The 19,617-nt window shown below is 58.8% G+C and carries 20 protein-coding genes; 11 read left to right on the plus strand and 9 right to left on the minus strand.

The window, feature by feature from the left end:
* Window positions 1–239: 239 nt before the first annotated feature.
* The 3 genes from N902_RS0106665 to N902_RS16770 all read left to right on the plus strand — a co-directional run bounded on the left by N902_RS0106665 (window position 240) and on the right by N902_RS16770 (window position 3,585).
* A complete protein-coding gene (locus N902_RS0106665; RefSeq protein ID WP_034622072.1) occupies window positions 240–1,424 on the plus strand; it encodes a pyridoxal phosphate-dependent aminotransferase in 1,185 nt (394 codons plus the stop codon).
* A 130-nt stretch (window positions 1,425–1,554) separates the two neighbouring features.
* The gene (locus N902_RS0106670) at window positions 1,555–2,184 is read left to right on the plus strand and encodes a methyltransferase domain-containing protein (RefSeq protein WP_027370305.1); all 630 of its coding nucleotides are present in this window, start codon (window positions 1,555–1,557) and stop codon (window positions 2,182–2,184) included.
* A gap of 387 nt (window positions 2,185–2,571) precedes the next feature.
* Window positions 2,572–3,585 (plus strand): sodium:calcium antiporter, encoded by a 1,014-nt coding sequence (locus tag N902_RS16770; protein ID WP_034622074.1) that lies wholly within the window; start codon window positions 2,572–2,574, stop codon window positions 3,583–3,585.
* Here the strand turns inward: N902_RS16770 and N902_RS0106680 are convergent.
* Together N902_RS0106680 and N902_RS16775 are read right to left on the minus strand one after the other, a co-directional pair.
* Window positions 3,582–4,406 carry a CoA-transferase subunit beta gene (locus N902_RS0106680; protein WP_034622077.1) on the minus strand — a complete coding sequence of 275 codons (825 nt, stop codon included), beginning with the start codon at window positions 4,404–4,406 and terminating at the stop codon, window positions 3,582–3,584. The genes N902_RS16770 and N902_RS0106680 overlap by 4 nt on opposite strands.
* 2 nt (window positions 4,407–4,408) lie before the next feature.
* Window positions 4,409–5,422: a CoA transferase subunit A gene (locus N902_RS16775; RefSeq protein ID WP_034622078.1), complete on the minus strand. Its 1,014-nt coding sequence runs from the start codon at window positions 5,420–5,422 to the stop codon at window positions 4,409–4,411.
* A gap of 203 nt (window positions 5,423–5,625) precedes the next feature.
* On the opposite strand from N902_RS16775, the gene N902_RS0106690 reads away from it, so the two are divergent.
* The 3 genes from N902_RS0106690 (at window position 5,626) to N902_RS0106700 (ending at window position 7,353) form a co-directional block, all read left to right on the plus strand.
* Window positions 5,626–6,069 (plus strand): hypothetical protein, encoded by a 444-nt coding sequence (locus N902_RS0106690; protein ID WP_027370307.1) that lies wholly within the window; start codon window positions 5,626–5,628, stop codon window positions 6,067–6,069.
* 18 nt (window positions 6,070–6,087) lie between these two features.
* The gene (locus tag N902_RS0106695; RefSeq protein ID WP_027370308.1) at window positions 6,088–6,843 is read left to right on the plus strand and encodes a DUF362 domain-containing protein; all 756 of its coding nucleotides are present in this window, start codon (window positions 6,088–6,090) and stop codon (window positions 6,841–6,843) included.
* 108 nt (window positions 6,844–6,951) lie between these two features.
* Window positions 6,952–7,353, plus strand: coding sequence for a Ros/MucR family transcriptional regulator (locus tag N902_RS0106700; protein ID WP_027370309.1), 402 nt, complete (start codon window positions 6,952–6,954; stop codon window positions 7,351–7,353).
* Window positions 7,354–7,472: 119 nt separating this feature from the next.
* On the opposite strand, the gene N902_RS0106705 is transcribed toward N902_RS0106700, so the two are convergent.
* From N902_RS0106705 to N902_RS0106735, 7 genes are all read right to left on the minus strand, one after another.
* Window positions 7,473–8,372, minus strand: coding sequence for a glycine betaine ABC transporter substrate-binding protein (locus tag N902_RS0106705; protein WP_051564391.1), 900 nt, complete (start codon window positions 8,370–8,372; stop codon window positions 7,473–7,475).
* Between the two features lie 275 nt (window positions 8,373–8,647).
* Window positions 8,648–9,535: a glycine betaine ABC transporter substrate-binding protein gene (locus N902_RS0106710; protein WP_027370311.1), complete on the minus strand. Its 888-nt coding sequence runs from the start codon at window positions 9,533–9,535 to the stop codon at window positions 8,648–8,650.
* 264 nt (window positions 9,536–9,799) lie between these two features.
* Window positions 9,800–10,699 carry a glycine betaine ABC transporter substrate-binding protein gene (locus N902_RS0106715; RefSeq protein ID WP_027370312.1) on the minus strand — a complete coding sequence of 300 codons (900 nt, stop codon included), beginning with the start codon at window positions 10,697–10,699 and terminating at the stop codon, window positions 9,800–9,802.
* A gap of 41 nt (window positions 10,700–10,740) precedes the next feature.
* Window positions 10,741–11,610, minus strand: a complete 870-nt coding sequence (locus tag N902_RS16780) for an ABC transporter permease (RefSeq protein WP_034622081.1) — start codon at window positions 11,608–11,610, stop codon at window positions 10,741–10,743.
* A gap of 6 nt (window positions 11,611–11,616) precedes the next feature.
* Complete coding sequence (proV, locus tag N902_RS0106725) at window positions 11,617–12,828, minus strand: glycine betaine/L-proline ABC transporter ATP-binding protein ProV (protein ID WP_027370313.1); 1,212 nt, start codon at window positions 12,826–12,828, stop codon at window positions 11,617–11,619.
* 171 nt (window positions 12,829–12,999) lie between these two features.
* On the minus strand, window positions 13,000–13,668 hold the full coding sequence (locus N902_RS18670; protein ID WP_027370314.1) for a MerR family transcriptional regulator: 669 nt from the start codon (window positions 13,666–13,668) through the stop codon (window positions 13,000–13,002).
* Window positions 13,669–13,726: 58 nt separating this feature from the next.
* Window positions 13,727–13,975 carry a hypothetical protein gene (locus N902_RS0106735; RefSeq protein WP_034622085.1) on the minus strand — a complete coding sequence of 83 codons (249 nt, stop codon included), beginning with the start codon at window positions 13,973–13,975 and terminating at the stop codon, window positions 13,727–13,729.
* 491 nt (window positions 13,976–14,466) lie between these two features.
* Here N902_RS0106735 and N902_RS0106740 point away from each other — a divergent pair, with 491 nt between their 5' ends.
* Genes N902_RS0106740 through N902_RS0106760 form a run of 5 tightly spaced genes read left to right on the plus strand, consistent with a single transcriptional unit; the run spans window position 14,467 to window position 19,523 of the window.
* Window positions 14,467–15,291 carry a 2-amino-3,7-dideoxy-D-threo-hept-6-ulosonate synthase gene (locus tag N902_RS0106740; protein ID WP_027370316.1) on the plus strand — a complete coding sequence of 275 codons (825 nt, stop codon included), beginning with the start codon at window positions 14,467–14,469 and terminating at the stop codon, window positions 15,289–15,291.
* The gene (locus N902_RS0106745; RefSeq protein WP_027370317.1) at window positions 15,288–16,268 is read left to right on the plus strand and encodes a 3-dehydroquinate synthase II domain-containing protein; all 981 of its coding nucleotides are present in this window, start codon (window positions 15,288–15,290) and stop codon (window positions 16,266–16,268) included. The genes N902_RS0106740 and N902_RS0106745 overlap by 4 nt, the downstream gene beginning before the upstream one ends.
* A 2-nt stretch (window positions 16,269–16,270) precedes the next feature.
* Entirely contained in the window at window positions 16,271–17,425 is a 1,155-nt protein-coding gene (gene pheA / locus N902_RS16790) for a prephenate dehydratase (protein ID WP_051564392.1), read from the plus strand.
* Window positions 17,422–18,744 (plus strand): 3-phosphoshikimate 1-carboxyvinyltransferase, encoded by a 1,323-nt coding sequence (locus N902_RS0106755; RefSeq protein ID WP_027370318.1) that lies wholly within the window; start codon window positions 17,422–17,424, stop codon window positions 18,742–18,744. The genes pheA and N902_RS0106755 overlap by 4 nt, the downstream gene beginning before the upstream one ends.
* Window positions 18,741–19,523, plus strand: coding sequence for a prephenate dehydrogenase/arogenate dehydrogenase family protein (locus N902_RS0106760; RefSeq protein WP_027370319.1), 783 nt, complete (start codon window positions 18,741–18,743; stop codon window positions 19,521–19,523). Before N902_RS0106755 ends, N902_RS0106760 begins: the two co-directional genes overlap by 4 nt.
* Window positions 19,524–19,617: the final 94 nt, after the last annotated feature.

The raw sequence follows: 19,617 nt of genomic DNA on the forward strand, positions 1-19,617 counted from the left end.
CATGTGAGTGCCTGGAGGGGGCAGGGATCCCCCTTTGGCGGGGCTTAGAAAATACCGGGCCGAAAGTGGGCACACAGAAGAGATGGCAAACTCCAAAAATCCACAGGCTACGTCGAAGAACTGAAATACTTCGGGCTGAAAAAATCAAAACCGAAATAATGTATAGTGCGATAATCTTGACTTTAACAATATTCTTTGATAGTGGTTGCTTTATCAACGAAAAAACAGGGAGGTTGCATATGTACGATATGAGCATGAAAGAACGGAAGCTGGCCTATGGCCTCCGGGAGCTGAGCGATCAGTCCGGGTCCCATTCGCCGAGCATTCATACCATTGCCGAAAAGTTGCCGGAACTGGAAATAAAGATCGATGCTTGCTTTCTGTCCAATCCCTACGCAACTGATCTCTTCACTCAGGAGATGAAAAACGACCTGATCAAGACCGGGGACCTGCGCAAGGTCCTGGAGTTCTATCCATCCCAGAACCAGGTCATTGGGGAGCTCTTGTCCGGATGCCTGAACGTGCCCACGGAAAAGATCTTCGTCGGCAACGGGGCGACCGAGATCATCCAGGCTGTGATCCACAACTTCACGTACCGCAAGATCATCATCAACATCCCCACCTTTTCTCCCTACTACGAGTTTGTCAGCGATGACGTCCAGGTGGTCTACAATCAGCTGACCCGGGACAACGACTTCCACTTCGATCTGGAAGAGTACATCCGCCTGGTGGAAAAGGAGAGGCCGGACACCATCATCCTGATCAACCCCAACAACCCCACTGGGGGGTACATCGACCAGGAGGATATCGAGTACCTGGTTGACCGGCTCAGCTTTGTGGACACCATCGTCCTGGACGAAAGCTTTATTCATTTTGCCTTTGAAGACGATTCCATGGAGCTCAAGACCGCCATACCCCTGACCCAGAAATACAAGAACCTGATTATCATGAAGAGCATGTCCAAGGACTTCGGCATCGCCGGCATCCGGGCCGGATACGCGGTCATGGATGAGGAAAAGGTGGCCGACCTTTTGGAAAACGGGTACTTATGGAATCTTTCCGGCCTGGCCGAATACTTTTTCCGCCTGTACGCAGATGAGGACTTTCTGGAACGCTACGAAAAGGTCCGAATCCGCTACCTCATGGATACCCAGGCCTTTTTCGCTCAGCTCTCCGAGGTCCCGGGGCTCAAGGTGTACCCCAGCAAGGCGAACTTTGTCCTGGCCGAGATCACCAACGGCATGAGCGCCTTTGAGTTCATGAGCCGCATGCTCATCAAGCACGGGGTCTATGTCCGGGATTGCAACGACAAAGTGGGCCTGGACGGTGAGTTCGTGCGCATTGCCTCCAGAACCAAAGACGAGAACGCGGCCATTCTTCAGGCGGCCCAGGAGGTCCTCCAGGGCCAGGAAGAGACCGTGTAGCATTTCCTCACCCCCCACCCTGTTTCCACGATCATTTCGTCACCTGCATGTCCCGGCGGAGACTCCTCCGGGACATGCGGGAAAGATGCGGAGCCCCGGCTGGGGACTCCCGGCTAGCAAGGAGAAGCCCATGAAAAACACCGAACAGAAGAGCTTTTGGGAGCAGCAGGACCTGGATATCCAGAGCATGATGCTGAACAAGGACGTGGATCCGAGCTTTGAGGAACGGGAACGGACTGAAATACTTTCCTACCTTCCAGACCTCAACGGATTGCGCATTCTGGAACCAGCGGCAGGGATCGGCCGGTTCACCACCTGCTTCGCCCCTGTGGCCGCTCAGGTCACGGCTCAAGACTTTGTCCATGAGTTTATCGATTCCAACAAGTCCGCATGCTGCGAATACCCCCATGTCTGCCACGCAGTTGGGGACATCATGGAGGCTGATTTTCCGGCGGCCAGCTTCGATCACATCTTCATCAACTGGCTCTTGATGTATATCCGGGACGAGGATCTTCCGGTCCTGGCCCGCAGATTGACCACTTGGCTGAGCTCACAAGGGACCATGTTTGTGCGGGAGAGCTGCGTGAGCGCGTCCAATCCCAACCAACCCCATCCCCACACACACTACCGGGATCCGGAGGTCTATGAACGGCTTTTCGCCGACTGGTTCCAGATCACCGCCAAAGGGAATGTGAAGGTCTATGAACAGGAGTACAACAACCCGAACCAGAGGTGGTGGCTGTTGACCAAAAAGGGCTAGCTTTCAGCCTTAACCCTGGCAAACCAGATTTGACATCCTGTCCCTGAGAGGACAAAAAAACAGGGGCACCCAGCTGGGTGCCCCTGTTTTTTTGTCCTCAACCAACTATCACTACAGCGACATTTTGCTGTAACTCATTGATTTCTTGTTTATCGCTTTTTATCGTTCCCACGCTCTGCGTGGGAACTCTTTTGGGCGCTCCGGCGTCCAGAAAGAGACCGCGGGAGCGGTCAGGAAAGCTCCCACGCAGAGCGTGGGAGCTATAAGTAATCGCCTGGCTCTTTGCAGGCGTTTGTTGTACCCAAACTGTCGCTGTAGTGCTAGCCGATCAAAAGTAATTGTTCAGCCCTTCCCAAGGCCCACTGAACAAATACACTCCAAAGCCATATGGAACATTTCCTGACCCAATACATCGCTCAGTTCAGCCTTGTGCCCCTGCTGGGGATCCTGGCCGTGTGCATTGCGGTCCTGTCCAAGGGAGCGGACTGGCTGATCGATGCCGTGGTCGATATGGCCAAACGCACCGGAATGCCCCACATCGTCATCGGTGCGACCATAGTCTCTCTGGGCACCACCTTGCCCGAGGCCTTTGTCTCGGTTATGGCCGCCTGGATGGGCAACCCCGGCCTGGCCCTGGGCAACGGAGTCGGCTCGATCATCGCCGACACCGGATTGGTCTTGGGCCTGGCCTGTCTATTGACCAGGGTTCCCATAAACAGCTTCATCCTGAACCGCACCGGATGGGTACAGGTCGGAGCGGCCACCCTGCTCACCCTGCTGGCAGTGGGAGCAAGAATGCGCAATCCGGACCTGCCGGTCCTGGGCTGGAAGGTCGGAGTGCTGTTTCTGTTTCTGCTCTGTGTCTATATCCTGTTGAGCTACTTCTGGGCCCGGGCCGGAGGCGAACAGGTTGTCCTCGGCGAGGATGCCCCTCCCCGTCCCCTGCCCCAGGCCGTCCTGCAGCTTGCCGGGGGGATCTTCCTGGTCGTAGCCGCAGCCAGGATCCTGGTCCCTGCCGCCTCCCAGACCGCTCTCCGCCTGGGCGTGCCCGAAGACATCGTCGCCGCCACCATGGTGGCCCTGGGCACCTCGCTGCCCGAGCTGGTGACCGCCGTTTCCTCGGTGCGCAAGGGACATCCGGAGATCATGGTCGGCAACGTGGTCGGGGCCGATGTCCTGAACTGTCTCTTTGTCATCGGCGCAGCGGCCACAGCCAAACCATTGGTCATCGCCCCGACCTTCTTCACCTTTCATTTCCCGGCCATGCTCTTCATCCTCTACTCCCTGCGCCTGTTCATCGCCCGCAGCCGGGACGGATATTTCAAACGCTGGCAGGGCGGATGGATGCTGAGCGTTTACCTCTTGTACCTTCTCCTCCAGTACGCCCTGAAGCTGGGTTAGAACTGGGAGACCAGCTTCTTTCCGGCCGGCTTTTTGACAAACATGCCCATGGGATCGATCTCCTCCCGGATCAAATGCAGCTCCTCTTCGGTCGGCGGAGGGAAATCGTCCAGCTCCGGATGGATCAAAAGCTCGAATCCCGTGGCCTCCTGGACCGACTCCACGCTCTCTCCGGGCAGAAGCTGCCGCAGACGCATCCGCCTGGTCTGCTCATCAAAATCCATGATGGCCTTGGCCGTAATCACCCTGTAGGGGCCCTGGCCCAGGAGACCGGCCTTTTCTCTGGCCCCGGGCGAGCCGTCAATATGCCCCGGGCTGGTCACATAGCTGATTTTTTCTCTGAACCGTCTCCGCTCGTGGGGCATGATCAGAATAGTCCGTTCGCAGGAAGCGGCCATATCGCTGGCCCCTCCGCTGCCGGGCAGCCGGACCTTGGGGCTGCGGTACTCCTGGGGAAAATCACCGAGCATGGTTGAGTTCAAATTTCCGTACGGATCGATCTCCGCCCCGCCCACAAACCCGAAGTCGGAAAATCCCCGCTGAGTCATTTCAAAGGCGGAGTTCAGTCCTCCAATATAGGACGAGCCGCTCACCGTCCGCGAATCGCCCACCGAAAAGGGCAGCTTGCCGCTTAGGGGCGGACCCACCGCTCCGGCCTCAAAGACCGGAATGACCCCCGGAGCATGCGTGCGCATGGCCAGCACTGTGGCAATCATCGGCAGACCAGTCCCCACAAAGACGACCTTGGTATCCTCCAAGACCCGGGCCCCGGCAATGACGATCATCTCCTGGGGGGTGTACTCTGATCCCTGAATATACATTGCTATCCCCTTTCTTCCAGATTTTCCAGCTCAGCGTGATGCTCTTCCATGATCTTGCGCACAGGGAACTGATCCATGAAGTCAGCAAAGCCTTCGACGTTCATGATGGAGTCTTCAAAGTAGTGCCGCAGACCTGAGTCGTCCCCTTTGTGCAGCAAGCTGCCCCAAGCATGCACAGAGGCGATGTGCTCCCGATTGAAGTAATAGTGCTCCCGGCAACTTGTGGGGTAGGCCCCGTACGGGACCTGAACCACGGCATCCACTGCAAAGAAGGGGATGGTGATCGCCTTGGGCTCCCTGGTGATCTCTTCATGGGGAACGATCCGCTCGCAGGTCACGATGGTGTGGGCCGAGGCCATAGCGATTTCTGCGCATGTTGCTTCACTGCCGTGAATGATGCAGTTGCCGTACATGTCCGCCTTCTGGACATGCAGAAGGCCCACATTCGGATAGCAGGCCGGAAGGAGAACCACGGGCCTGCCGGTGAACGGGCAGTTTTCAACCTTGGCCCGGCAGGTCTTGATGATATCGCTGCCCAGGGGACCCCGGCAGGGAATAAAGGGCAAGCCCATGCTTCCGGCCTTGAACCTGGCCGACATGTTGTAGTTGCTCCAGTCCTCCAGCTCCACCAGACCGTTCTCGGCCAGATAACGGAAAATGGGGGACAGCCCGAAGGACTCATGGGCCCAATAGGCGAGCTCCATGCGCTTGATATGCAGATGGTCGGGGTACAGGGCCATGGCCCCGCCCAGATAGTCCACGGCCATTCCTCCGGACTGAAAGCACAGGGTCAGATCCCTGAACCCGTGCCGGATCATCTCATGACAGGTGGCTACCGGCTGGCGGATATCAACAAATCCGCCGATGGCCACTGTGTCCCCGTCGTGTATGAACCTGTCCACAGCGGTCTGCAGGTCATACCGCTTGTCCCGTTTGGACTTGTCCTTCGCCACAAGGGCCTGCCTGGCCTGATCCGGGGTCAGCCCGGTCCAGAAAAATTCGTCGTGTGTGTCCATACCGCCTCGTAATCTGTTAGACTTTCCGGTTCTTCGACTCTACCTGTGGATGTCTGCTTAGTCTGGGCACCAAGGACGTAGAACAAAAGCCATGAAAAATCAAGAATCTGTACACCACCTCGGTCAGGGTCCAGGGACGTTTTCCTTTTCCCCGGGCTCTGCTATGCTTGGATTTGACCTCAAACTGGAGAAGGACTTCGATCATGGCCCCAATACACACTCTGTACGCATTTGACCATGCCGTCCGCATCTTTCGAGTTACCGGCCTCATTGATGCCCACGCCCTTATGTCCATGGCCTGGAGGGCCCAAAGGACACCTGAAAGCAGCATCCACTTGTGGGATTTTACCCACGGATCTGTGCGCTTCGGGTCCGCTGAAGGCGGACGGAGCCTGCTCAGCACGCCGGCTGCCCCCCAGTCAGGCGGGACCGGCATTCAGACCGCCCTGGTCTGCCCCAACGAGCTGGACCACGGCCTGGCCCGAATCGCCCATGTCTTTGCCCACATCGGGAGCTACCCCCGCGATTTTCGCTTATTCCGCTGCATCCGGGCCGCGCAGCGCTGGCTCGGCGCCTGCCGGATCTGCCTCCGCCTGCACCCCACCAAGCCCGACCTGATGTGCGCCTCCCGCTGCGTCCGTAAATAATACCTGGAGTACCCGGCCATGACCGCCGTCATCGACTTCACGAGCTATGAGGAATCAGTTCCCGCACTGCTTCACCTGATACAAACTGAGACGTCACTCCCCCAAACCGGGACCATTGTCATCAAGCCCAACCTGATCAACGACTCCCCGCCGCCGATCACCACCCCCGCCGCCTGCTGCCGGGCCCTGGTGGACTCCATCCGCAGCATATCCACGGCCAGGGTGGTGATTGCCGAAGGATGCGGCCAACCCGGTCTGGACACGCCTGCTGTCTTTGACCGGCTGGGCTATACAGACATGGCCGCCGGATGCGGGGTCCAGCTCGTTGACCTGAACACCGCCCAGCTTGTCCGCATGCACAACCCCGAATGCCGCATCTTTCCGGAGATATTTCTGCCCCAAATCGCGGTGAACAGCTATCTGATCTCTGTTCCGGTCCTCAAGGCCCATTCTCTGGCCGGGATTACCGGGGCACTGAAAAACATGATCGGCCTCGCTCCCCCCGCCTATTACAGCGGTCAGAGCGGAACATGGAAAAAGGCAGCCTTCCACTGTGATGTGCAGCAAAGCATCCGTGAGCTGAACTCCTACAAGGCGCCCGACCTGTGTATTATGGATGCAAGTGTGGGCATGCCCGAGTATCATTTGGGAGGAGCTCACTGCACACCACCGCTGGAAGTGCTTGTTGGTGGTTGCGATCCCTGGGAGGTGGACCGCAAAGGAGCAGAGTTGCTGGGCAGAGACTGGACAAAGATCAAGCACCTTCAAAAATAATGAAAACATCTTCCTGTGTTTGACATTTTTTTGTTTGTACTTACAATACAAAACTTGAAGTACATACAATGCATGGATGAAAAGTAATCAAACACAAGGAGAACACGCATGGAAGAATATGTTCAACAAGCCCTGGAGATCGTCAAGGCTCAAGCTAGTGTGCGGACCATGAGCGAAGAAGAGATAACTTCCATGGTTCAGAGCCTCTCCAAACAGCTCAAGGATATCGTGGAAGGCACGGAGAGCGCTCAAGAATCCGAGCAGACCCAGGAACCGGCAGTTGATCCTAAAAAGGCGATTCGGGAAAAGGCTGTTGTTTGTCTGGAATGCGGAAAGAAGTTCAAGGTTCTGTCCAAGAAGCATCTGGCCCAGCACGGGCTTACTCCTGAAGAATACAAGGAGAAGTGGGGCTACAAGAAAAACACCTCCTTGATCGCCAAGGCCCTTGCCCGTCAACGCAAACAGAAGATGCAGGAAATGCAGCTGTGGAAAAGGCGCACAACCTCGTAAAAACCAGCCTGCACATTTAGAGTCCCGGACAAAAAAACGCCTGCTTCCTGGAAGCAGGCGTTTTTTTGTCCATAGCAAGGGGTGCAGCTTACGACAGATCAGGGGATGCGCACATCACCCTACTTCAGTTCTCCAGTCATCCAGTAGTGGACCCGCTCCGGATGCTCTTTGATGTAGTTGTCCACGGCATCCTTGTAGGAGCTGTTGCTGGCTTCCAGCATAACCGCTTCCAGTTCACTCAAAGGGATATACATGCGGGTAAAAAATTCAAAGACCTCATACGGAACGTCCTGATAGAATCCCTTCCGGGTCAGGGCATGAATGCGCTCCCGGCCACCCAAGGTCCCTTTGGGGTCTTCAAGATAGCGCAGGTCCCACTTGGCGAACTTCCAATGCGGACTCCATCCGGTGACCACAATCCAATCCTCTTTATCTATGGCCCGGGCCAAGGCTGCGGTCATCCCGGCACCACTGGAGGCCACAAGATCGTATCCCGCCTTGCTCAGTCCGTATTCCTTCATAGCCTTTTCCGAAGCCTGCATCAGGCCTGCGCCGGGGTCGATTCCAGTGATCTTATTCTCCAGCTTCTCGGCCACGTCCTTGTCCTTGAGGTCCTCTATGGAGTTGACCTTGTCCTTGGGCACATAGTTGGGGACCACCCAGCCCAGCTTGGCCCGGGTATACAGGGGGCCGAGATTGACCACGTCCTTTGCATACTTCTTCCAGTAATTCTGGTGCGTAACCGGCAGCCAGGACATGAGCATGATGTCGATGTCCCCGCTCTTCAAGGCCTGATACTGCACCCCGATGTCGGACATGACCAGTTCCACGTCATAGCCCATCTTTTCTTCCAAAATCTGCCTGGCTATCTTGGTGATCGCCTCGGCATCCGACCATGCGGTCCATCCGACCTTGATCGGCTTGGTTGAGTCCTGGGCCTGGACCACGGGAGAAAACAACAGAACCGAAAGAGCACAAATGCACAGTACCATTGCGGTTTTCTTCAGACTGTGGAGCATAGCTCGCCTCCTTATGGTTTGGAGCATTAAAGATCGGCACGGAGGCCCTGAGGAGGGGCTCTCCGCTCCGCCCATTGCTTGGGGCGGGATGAAAGAGCGGATTGTGCGTTGCAATGTCCGTCAAACGGACGGATTCAACCCACAGATACAGGCTGCACCCTTGCTGTATCCAGTACCAACCAGCATCTGGAGGTGAATCACACCCCAGTCTGCCGGTACGCATCCGGACGCCGCCGCCCCATAATTCGGGACCCGGCGCCCGGTTCCTGGCAGGTTTAGAAGTCCCCGGTCACCCAATACTTGATGCGCTGGGGGTTTTCTTCGATGTATTTCTGGGCCGCATCCTCGTATGAGGTCTGTCTGGCCTGGTACATGATGGCCTGCAGATCCTCGGCCGGGATGAAATACCGGGTCAAGAACTCGAACACCTCATACGGCACGTCCTGATAGAAGCCTTGCCTGGCGATGCAGGAAGCGCTTTCCCTGCCCCCGAGAACGCCTTCCGGATCCTCTATATAGCGCAGATCCCATTTGGCGAACTTCCAGTGCGGGCTCCACCCGGTAACCACGATCCAGTCCTTGTTCTTCACAGCCCTGGACAGGGCGGCCGTCATTCCGGCCCCACTGGAGGAGATGAGCTCATACCCGGCATCCTTGAGCCCATACGTGGTCATGGCTTTTTCCGAGGCTTGCATAAGTCCGGCCCCGGGATCAATACCCATGATCTTGCCCCCCAGTTTCTCTTTCACCTCTGGATCTGTCAAATCTGTGATTGAGCTGATCTTGTCCTCCGGAATATACTCCGGAACCACCCAGCCCAGCTTGGCCCGGGTAAACACCGGACCCAGATTGACCACCTTGTCCCCGACCTTTTCCCAGTAGGCTTTGTGGGTTACAGGCAGCCAGCACATGAGCATGAAGTCAATGTCCCCATTGGCCACGCCCTGGTACTGAATGCCCACATCGGCCATCACCAGCTCGACATCGTAGCCCATGACATCTTCCAGAATGGCCTTTACCAGCTTGGTATTGGCCTCTGTGGAGGACCACGCTGTCCATCCGATTCTGATAGGTTTGTTGTACTCGGCCGCACCGGCCATTGTTGTCCCGAACAACAGACTGCAGACCAGGACCAGGATCGCTGTGCTGATGATCTTTCTCAAAATATCCTCCTCGGATAGGGTGATGGCGCATGTGACAGATCCAGGAAGATCCAGCCACACCTGTGGCCCATGCGCCGGGTACGGCTGGGTCCGGTTCGACAGGAATCCGTCCCCTGCCGGGCCACTGTGTGTACGTACTGAAAAATACGGGCAGGAATCACAGACCGAGCTGAAAGGACAGCCTTGGTTTCCTTTTTCAGCCCGACGAATGTGTGCTCCAATGGGTATGTCCGGGGCTGGAGCCCAGCCCCGGTACTGGCAGGTTTATTTGAGTTCGCCGGTCATCCAGTAGTGGATGCGCTTGGGATTGTTCTCGATGTAGGCATCGACGGCCTCTTCGTAGGAAGAGTTCCTGGCCTCAAGCATGAGCTGTTCCAGATCGTCGATGGGAATATTGTACCGGACAAAGAACTCGAACACTTCGTAGGGAACATCCTGATAGAACCCTTTTCGGACCAGGCAGTGAACGCGCTCTTTGCCGCCCAGCAGGCCTTTGGGATCTTCCAGATAGCGCAGGTCCCACTTGGCGAACTTCCAGTGCGGGCTCCAGCCGGTGACCACGATCCATTCATCCCGCTTGACGGCCCGGGCCAGTGCCGCCGTCATCCCGGCTCCGCTGGAGGACAGGAGCTGATATCCGGCATCTTTGAGCCCATACTCATCCATGGCCTTTTCCGAGGCCTGCATGATCCCGGCTCCCGGATCGATGCCCGTGATCTTGTTGTTCAGCTTTTCGGCCACTTCCGGGTTGGTCAAATCGGAGATGGAGTTGAGCTTGTCTTTGGGGATGTAGCTCGGAACCGCCCACCCCAGACGGGCCCGGGTATAGATGGGGCCCAGGTTGACCACGTCCTTGGCGAACCTGTCCCAGTAGTCCTTTTGGGTGGTGGGCAGCCAGGACATGATCATGGCATCGATGTCCCCATTGGCCACGCCCTGGTACTGAATGCCGATATCGGACATGATCAGCTCCACATCATAGCCCATCTTGTCCTCAAGGATTTTCTTGATCAGCTTGACGTTTGCCTCGGCCGTGGACCAGGCCGTCCATCCCAGCTTGATCGGTTTGTCATAGTCCGCCGCCTGAGCAGCCGGACCGAAGAACAGCCCGCAGGCTGCGACCAGCATGCATCCGATGCACAGTTTACGTAGTTGCTTGATCATCGTGTTGCCTCCTTGTTGAATTCAACGATAGGAATATACGTTTACGATTTCCCGAACAGGCTCTTGAGCCGTCCCATGAAGCTCGGGCCCTGGCCTTGTCCGAAAGACTGAGTCAGACGGTCCAGGATGATGGCCAGGATAACCACTCCCAGGCCACCCTCAAATCCCAGGCCGATGTCCATGCGCTGAATGCCGCTTAAAACCACGTTCCCCAGTCCGCCGGCACCGATCATGGAGGCAATGACCACCATGGACAGGGCCATCATGATGTTCTGGTTCACTCCAGCCATGATTGAGGGCATGGCAATGGGGATCTCCACCTTGCGCAGCATCTGCATCCCGGTGCAGCCAAAGGCCATTCCGGCTTCCCGCAGCTCCTTGGGCACCTGGCGAATGCCCAGATTGGTCAAGCGCACAGCCGGAGGGGCGCAAAAGGTGATGGTGGCCACCGCTCCGGGCACTTTGCCCAAGCCAAAGAACATCGCCGCCGGGATCAAATAGACAAATGGAGGCATGGTCTGCATGAAGTCCAGAACCGGACGGACGATGCCCTCCACTGTATCGCTCTTGGCCATCCAGATCCCCATGGGGATGGATACGATCAGGCTGGCCACTGTGGAGGCCAGGACCAGGGCCAGGGTGGACATGGTTGCGTCCCACATGTCCATGCCGACCAGCAGGAGCAAGGTGGCCAGAAAGACCAGGGCGTAACGCCAGCCTATTCTCCAGAAAGACAGGATGACGATGACCCCGATCATGATCCAGGCTGGCAGGCCCATGAGCAGACCTTCCAGGGAGGAGGCCAGCCAGCCCACCACCATGGATATGAAATCGAACAGCCAGGTGAAATTATCCATCAGGAAATTGACCAGGCCTTCAACCCATCGTCCCAGAGGTATATCAAAGTTCATGGTATTTTATCCTTCGCGTTTGAGGGTTTTCAGGAAGCGGTTCTTGGAAATGGCCCCTTGGTACACGCCCTTTTCGTTGACCACCGGCACCGGGCAGTCCAGTTCGGTGATGGAGGGCAGGATATCCTGCATCGGGACGTCCGTGGCAACGCTCTGCACATTGTCCAGAAAGGCCTTCTGCACGGCTTCGCTTTCATCCCCGCCGCTCTCTTCAATGGCCGCACGCAGAGAATCGACAGACACAACCCCCAAAAACTTGCGGTCGGCATCCAGGATATAGCCAAAGCTCCGGTCCTGATCCATGAGCCGCTCCAGGGCCGCCCGCGGGCCGCCGCCTCTATGCCGGATTATGGTCACCTGATTGTCCCGGACCACATCCCCGGCCTTGAGGACGTTGGTCGGGTCCACGCCGCGGAAGAAGGCCCGTACATACTCGTCTGCAGGGTTTTTCAAGATATCTTCCGGGGTTCCAACCTGCACGATCCGCCCGCCTTCCATCATGGCGATCCGGTCTCCGATGCGCATGGCCTCGTCCAGGTCGTGGGAAATAAAGACCACAGTCCGCTGGCTCTCCTGCTGCAGCTTGATCAGCTCATCCTGCATTTCGGTCCGGATCAGGGGGTCCAAAGCGGAAAAGGCCTCGTCCATGAGCAGGATGGTCGGATCCACGGCCAGCCCCCGGGCCAGCCCCACCCGCTGCTGCATCCCCCCGGACAGCTCCTGGGGATAGCTGTTGGCGTAGGCCTTGAGGCCGACCTGCTCTAAGGAGGCCATGGCCCGTCTTTCCCTCTCCTTCCCGGTGATCCCGGCCACTTCCAGCCCGAATCCCGCGTTGTCCAATACCGTCATATGAGGCATAAGGGCAAAGGACTGAAACACCATGCTCATCTTTTTCCGCCGGATGTCGATGAGCTCTTCCTTGCTCATCTTGGCGATGTCCGTGCCTTCAAGGTAGACGTGTCCGGAGGTCGGCTCAATCAGCCTGTTCAGCATCCGGACCAGGGTCGATTTGCCGGACCCGGACAACCCCATGACCACAAAGATTTCGCCTTCGTAAACCTCAAAGCTCGCCTTCTGCACTCCAATGGTTAGACCAGTCTCTTCCAGAACTTCGTCTTTGGTCTTCCCCTGCTCAATGAGATCGTAGGCTCGTTCCGGGTTTGGACCAAAGATCTTATACAAATCCTGGACCACAACTTTGGGATTTTGTTCTTCCATGGACATTTCCTATGTTTTTTGATGAATTCGTGAGGAAGGTTCAGGAGATGATCAGAATAAGAATTTGTAAAGAATAGCCTATCAGCGGCGTGCTTGTCAAACACAGTACATTTCCGCATCAGGTGCAGCTTTGCCGTTTGGGTCCAGATTCCGCTCACTTGCCTTGATGATTCACTTCTTTTCCCCATCTGAACTTTGCACAAACTCTCGAGTCAAAAGCACACACTCCCGTATCTCGGACCGCATCTTCTCCAGCTCCCGGCCCACACGCTCCTCAAGACGGGCAACCCGTTGCTCCAGGCTGCGCAGATCCTGAGCCAGAGCCTTTTCTTCTCCGCTTTGTACCCTCTGCGCACCCTGGGTTCCGGTCTTTTGCATCCGCCACAGGTACAGCAGCCCTTTTCTCAACTTCTCCTGCTCATCCCGCACCCGGGTGAACTCGGTCCGCACCATGCTGTTCTCGGCCAGGGCCTGGGCCAGATGCTCCAAGGTCCTGGATTGAGCCTGAAGAACGGGATGGGAAAGATCCCCACCATAACCGGACTGCCTCTCGGCTCCGGACTCAGAGGACTCCCCGGCAGGCTGCAGATCGCTGCTCACTGAAACCGTCCTGGGAAACATTTCGGCCAGCTCGGCAGCTATCTGCTCCGTGTTCTTTTCATCCTTGTATCCCTGCACGATATGCCCGAATACGTCCACAGCCTCTTTTTTGTATCTCCGCCGCCGACCCTGGCCTATACTCGGAATATACTCCTCAAAGCGGTCCCGGTAATAACGGATATTGCTTTCTGGAACCTGAAGCTGCTTGGCGATCTCTTTGATGGTCAACAATGATGCCATAGGTCCTTACCGCAAAGGCCTGAGCGGTAAACCGCTCAGGCCTTTGGTATCCGAAGCTTCAGTGCGGGCAGACCGCAAGCAGGTTGAAGGGTTGGTACTTATTGGCCGGATCAACAGCATATCGGCAGCCCATGGATCTGTTGTCCGTCCCCTTGTTTTCAATGTCAGTGGCTGAGCCCACATAGTGGGGACAGGAATTGTTGAAGCAGACCAGTATCTCGCCCCAGCCCGTGTCCGGCGGAGCCAGCCAGGCCTGGAGCTCCTGGCCGCAATGAGGGCAGGTGTATTTCTTTTCTTCTGATCCCATAATTACTCCTGAGATATTCTCGCTTGGTTCGGTACCCGGACAGATCCGGATACATTGCGTGTCCCTTTCCGTATCCAGTGCATATCAATGTAAAGTCATATACGCAGATGTCAAGGCAGCCCCCCCCTTTGGCGGGGCTTAGAAAATACCGGGCCGAAAGTGGGCACACAGCAGGGATGGCAAACTTTAAATATCCACAGGCTAGGTCGAAGAACTAAAATTTTGTCCCATGCATGCAGAACATGTTGACAAAATTCCATGCAGGAGGCTATAGTGCTTTCCATGCATATCTCACTCAGCCACACTTCCTTTGTCAGCTATTGGGCTTGGTATTATTTTTCCCAGAAGGACGTCTGTGGTCTGAGTGGTACCGCCTGAATCTTGAATACGAAAAGAACCACCCACAAGGGCCGCAGGCTTCCAGCCGGCGGCCCTTTTTTTGGTCCGCTGCAAGCCTGTCCTGAACCAAACCGGCCATAAGGAGGCACGGCATGCACCTGGGCAAATCCATACGCACCGAACGGATCTTCAACCGCAACACAGGTCGGACCATCATCGTCCCCCTGGACCACGGGGTTACCGTCGGCCCCATTCACGGAATCACCGACTTGAAAAGCATCGTCAACGATGTGGCCGAAGGCGGAGCCAACGCCGTCCTCATGCACAAGGGGCTGGTCCGCTGCGGACACCGGGAGCACGGCCGGGACGTGGGTCTGATCATCCATCTTTCGGCCAGCACCTGCCACTCTCCCTTCCCCAACACCAAAACCCTGGTCGGTACGGTGGAGGACGGCATCAAGCTTGGGGCCGATGCCATCTCGGTCCATGTCAACCTCGGGGATGAGAATGAACGGGAGATGCTCCGGGACCTGGGACAGGTCAGCAGCGTGGCCAACTCCTGGGGTATGCCGGTTCTGGCCATGGTCTACGCCCGGGGCCCCAAGGTCGCGGACGGCTTCGACCCGCAGGTCGTGGCCCATTGCGCCCGGGCCGGGGAAGAACTGGCCGCGGATGTGATCAAGGTCAACTACACTGGCCGGGTGGAGTCCTTTCAGCAGGTGGTGGAATCCTGCTGCGTACCGGTGGTCATTGCCGGAGGCCCCAAGCTGGACAGCCGCAAGGACCTGCTCCGCATGGCCTCGGAAGCCGTCCAGGCCGGAGCGGCCGGCCTGTCCATCGGCCGGAACATATTTCAGGACCATCAGCCCCGGCACCTGGTCCAGGCCCTGCATCAGGTGGTCCATGAAGACGCCACCGTCCAGGAGGCCATGGCTTTCCTGGCCCAAAAGGACTCGACCCCGGAGGCCCCGGCATGAGCTGCCCCATCTATGTTCGGGCCGTCCCCTTCGACAAATCCCTGGTCACCCAGGCCCTGGAGGCCGGAGCGGACGGGATGCTGGTCGATGAAGAGCATGCCCAGGACGTCCTGGCCCTCAGCCGGACCCAGGTCCTCACCCCGGCGGATACAGTCAAGATTGAACTCACCGCGCCCGAGGATGAGGAAAGGGCCGCCCGGGCCCTGCAGGCCGGCCAGAGGGTCCTTCTGGCCCAGGGCTGGGAAATCATCCCGGTGGAGAACCTCTTGGCCCATGACGCCTCCGGCCTTTTGGGCCTGGAGGTGGCCGACCTGGAGCAGGCCCGCCTGGCCCAAGGAATACTGGAACGGGGAGCTGATTTCATGGTCTTTTGTCCTCAAGACCCGGCCGGCCTTACACCCATGCTGCAGGAGCTCAAGCTTCGCCAGGAAGCAATCGATTTGGAGTCCGCTGAAATAACTGAAATCACCCCCGTCGGCCTGGGACACCGGGTCTGCGTGGACACCTGCTCTCTCCTGCACACCGGACAAGGCCTGCTGGTCGGCAACTCCAGCACCTTCACCTTTCTGGTCCATGCCGAAACAGAGTCCAACCCCTACGTCGCAGACCGGCCCTTTCGGATCAACGCCGGGGCGGCCCATGCCTACGTCCTGCTCCCCGGGGACCGGACAGCCTATCTCCAGGAGCTGGGAGCGGGCCGGGAGGTCCTGATCGTGGACGCCCAGGGACAGACCCAGGGGGCCACTGTGGGCCGGGCCAAGGTAGAAGTCCGTCCCCTTCTGCTGATCACCGCCCGGACCGCAGACCGGACCGGACACATCTTTGTCCAGAACGCGGAGACCATCCGCCTGGTCAGGGCGGACGGCAGGCCGGCCAGCGTGGTCTCCCTGCAGCCCTCGGACCAGATCCTGTGCCGCACCGATGCGGCCGGGCGCCACTTTGGAATGCGGATCCAGGAAAGCATCGAGGAAAAATGACCATGAACGGCCCATCCCCTTCTCCCCAGACGGTCCACAATCTGGATCTGACTCAGATCCGCGAGGAGATCAATCAGCTGGACTCCCAGCTGGTCCAGCTGCTCAATCAGCGGGCCCGCTTGAGCATAGCCGTGGGACAGCTGAAGAACTCAGGCCGGGAGAGCGTGTTCAAGCCCTTTCGGGAAAAGGACGTTCTGGACCGGATCCTGGAGGCCAATCCCGGGCCCCTGCCAGCCGAGCACCTGCAGGCCATTTACCGGGAGATCCTCTCCTCCTCCCGCAGCCTGCAGCGCCCCCAGAGAGTGGTCTACCTGGGCCCGGAAGGCACATTCTCCTACTACGCCGGGCTACACTACCTGGGGCGGGCCTCGTCCTTCACCCCCTGCCCGAACCTGGAGGAGGTCTTTCGGGCCGTCCGCTCCCGGCAGGCCGAGCTGGGCATCATTCCCCTGGAAAACTCCCTGCAGGGATCGGTGGGCCAAAGCCTGGATCTCTTCCTTCGCTACGAAGTCTTCATTCAGGCCGAGATCTTCTGCCGCATCAGTCACAGCCTGTTGTCCACCGCAGAGCGCCTCGCCGACATCCAGGTGGTCTTCTCCCATCCCCAGGCCCTGCAGCAGTGCACCTCTTGGCTGGCCGGCCATGTCCCCCAGGCCCAGATAGTCCCCATGCCCAGCACGGCTGCCGGGGCCGAACGGGCCCGGACCGAACCCGGGACAGCAGCCATTGCCCACCCCGGCCTGGCCCGCAGCCTGGGGCTGACGGTCATGCGCACCGGGATTGAGGACCTGCCCGAAAACTGGACCCGATTCTTGATCATCGGCCCGGATCACCCGCCCCAGGGCAACCGGGACAAGACCTCCCTGGTCTTCACCCTCCCGGATCGCCCGGGCTCTCTGGCCGCAGTCCTCAACCTCCTGGCCCGGGAAGGGGTAAATATGAAAAAGCTGGAATCCAGACCTTCGGGAGGAGAACGCTGGCAGTACGTCTTTTTCGCCGACGTGGAGTGCGACCTCTCCGGACAGGAGTATGCCCAGCTCATGCAGGAGATGGGCTCCGCCTGCCACAGCCTGCGCATATTGGGCAGCTATCCCAACGGTCCGGGATTGGACCTGGCCGCGTCCCATCAGGTGCAGAACGGGGAGGATCCGGCATGAGCATTGCCGTTCAGGTTCCGGCCAGCAAGTCCGTATCTCATCGGGCGGTCATCGCTGCGGCCCTTGCCCCGGGATCCTCCATCCTGTCCAATGTCCTGGACAGCGAGGACCTGCGCTGCACTGTTCACTGCCTGCAGGCCCTGGGGGCCGGAATTGAGGTCACCTCCGACGGCGACCTGGCCGTTTCCGGGATCGACCCCCGGACCATTGCCGGGAATGCGACTGTGTCCTTGGACGTGGGCGAATCCGGGACCACCTGCCGGCTGATCCTCCCAGTGGCCGCCCTGGGCCGGGTCCCATGCCGCGTATTCGGCAGGGGGCGCATGCATCAGCGCCCCATCCAGGAGCTGGCCAGGGCCCTCTCTGAGCAGGGATGCGGGGTCCGGTACGAAGATCGCCCCGGATGTCCGCCCCTGGTCCTCACCCCCCACGGACTGAGCGGGGGACGGGTGGAGATCAGCCTGGAGCAGTCCAGCCAGTATCTCTCAGGGCTGCTCCTGGCCGCTCCCTATGCCCGCTTTGCATTGACCATCGCCATCACGGGAAAAACGGTCCTTTCCTGGCCCTATGTGGCCCTGACCCTGCAGGTTATGCAGGCCTTCGGGCGGAGGGCAAGGGTACAGACCTGCACCCAGGCCGGTGAGTGGCTGGACGCGGACTGGACCGGGCTGACCGATATCGTTCCCGGAGGAATCAGATTCATCGTGCCCCCGGGTCCCTACACCCCGGGCCGCTTTCAGGTCGAGGGGGACTGGAGCAATGCCTCGTACTTCCTGGCCGCCGGTCTGCTCCATCCCCGGGGAGTGCGTCTTTTGGGCCTGAACCCGGACTCTATGCAGGGCGACCGGCAGATCCTGGACATCCTGCGGTCCATGGGAGCCGTGCCCCGGGTCGACCAGCAGGAGATAGCCCTTGCCCCGGCCAGGCTTCAGGGTACAGACGCTGATATGGGATACTGTCCGGATCTGGTGCCCACCGTGGCCGTCCTGGCCGCCTTGGCCCACTCTCCGACCAGGATCACCAACGTGGCCCATCTGCGGCTGAAGGAAAGCGACCGGGCCCAGGCCATGGCCACGGAACTGGGACGAATCGGAACCCGGGTGGATCTCCGGGAGGACGGGATGATCATCTCCCCCCGGCCCCTGCCCCGGAACCGGCGCATCCGCTTTTGCACCTACGGCGACCACCGGGTGGCCATGAGCCTCTCCATTCTGGGCCTGGCCGGCATACAGGTCGAGCTGGATCAGCCGGGGTGTGTGGCCAAGTCCTTCCCTGGGTTCTGGGATGCCTGGAAGGCCTTTATGGAGGACGAGTCATGAGTGTTCCAGCAAACCAGATCCATACGGTAACCCTGATCGGGGCCCAGGGGGGCATGGGCCGGCTCCTGGCCGCACGCATGCGGGACAGCGGCCTGCGTGTTTCCGGCTGTGACCGCCCCCTGCTGCCGGAGCAGATAGAAGCCAACCTGAACCGGTCCGATCTCGTGCTCCTGGCCGTCCCCATAGAGGCCATGCCCGAGGTCCTGGACACCATCGGCCCCTGCCTGCCCCCAAGGGCAATCCTGGCTGATATCTGTTCAGTCAAGGAGCAGCCGCTGCGCCTGATGCTGGATGCCCATGCCGGGCCGGTGGTCGGAACCCACCCCCTGTTCGGTCCCCGCCCTGAACCGGAGACCGCGCTGAAGGTGGCCGTCGTCCCCGGTCGAGACGAGCCTGCCTGCGGCACAGTGCACGACTTTTTCCGCACCTTGCGCCTCGCCCCCTTCGCCACCACCGCCCGGATTCACGATCAGGCCATGGCCAGGATCCAGGGGCTGAATTTCGTGACCACCATTTCCTATCTGGCCGCAGCTGCTCAGGATCAGGAGATCATGGACTTCATCACCCCCTCGTTCCAGCGCAGGCTGCAGGCCGCGCAGAAAATGCTGACCCAGGACGGATCCCTGTTTCAGACCCTGTTCGAAGCCAACCCCTACAGCCAGGACGCAGTCCGGCACTTCCGGCGTTTCCTGAATCTGGCCGCAGCCGGAGAGCTGGACCTGCTCCAGGACATGGCCGCCTGGTGGTGGAGTGGTGCCCAATCCGGGGGAGAACCGTGACCTGCCGCTGAACCGCCAGCAGGATTCAGGCCGCGTTCCCCCCCGGAACGCGGCCTTTTTTGTGCTCACATCCAAACCCTTGACCCCAACAGCA

Origin of the sequence: Desulfovermiculus halophilus DSM 18834, from assembly GCF_000620765.1 — a bacterium.
Taxonomy (GTDB): domain Bacteria; phylum Desulfobacterota; class Desulfovibrionia; order Desulfovibrionales; family Desulfothermaceae; genus Desulfovermiculus; species Desulfovermiculus halophilus.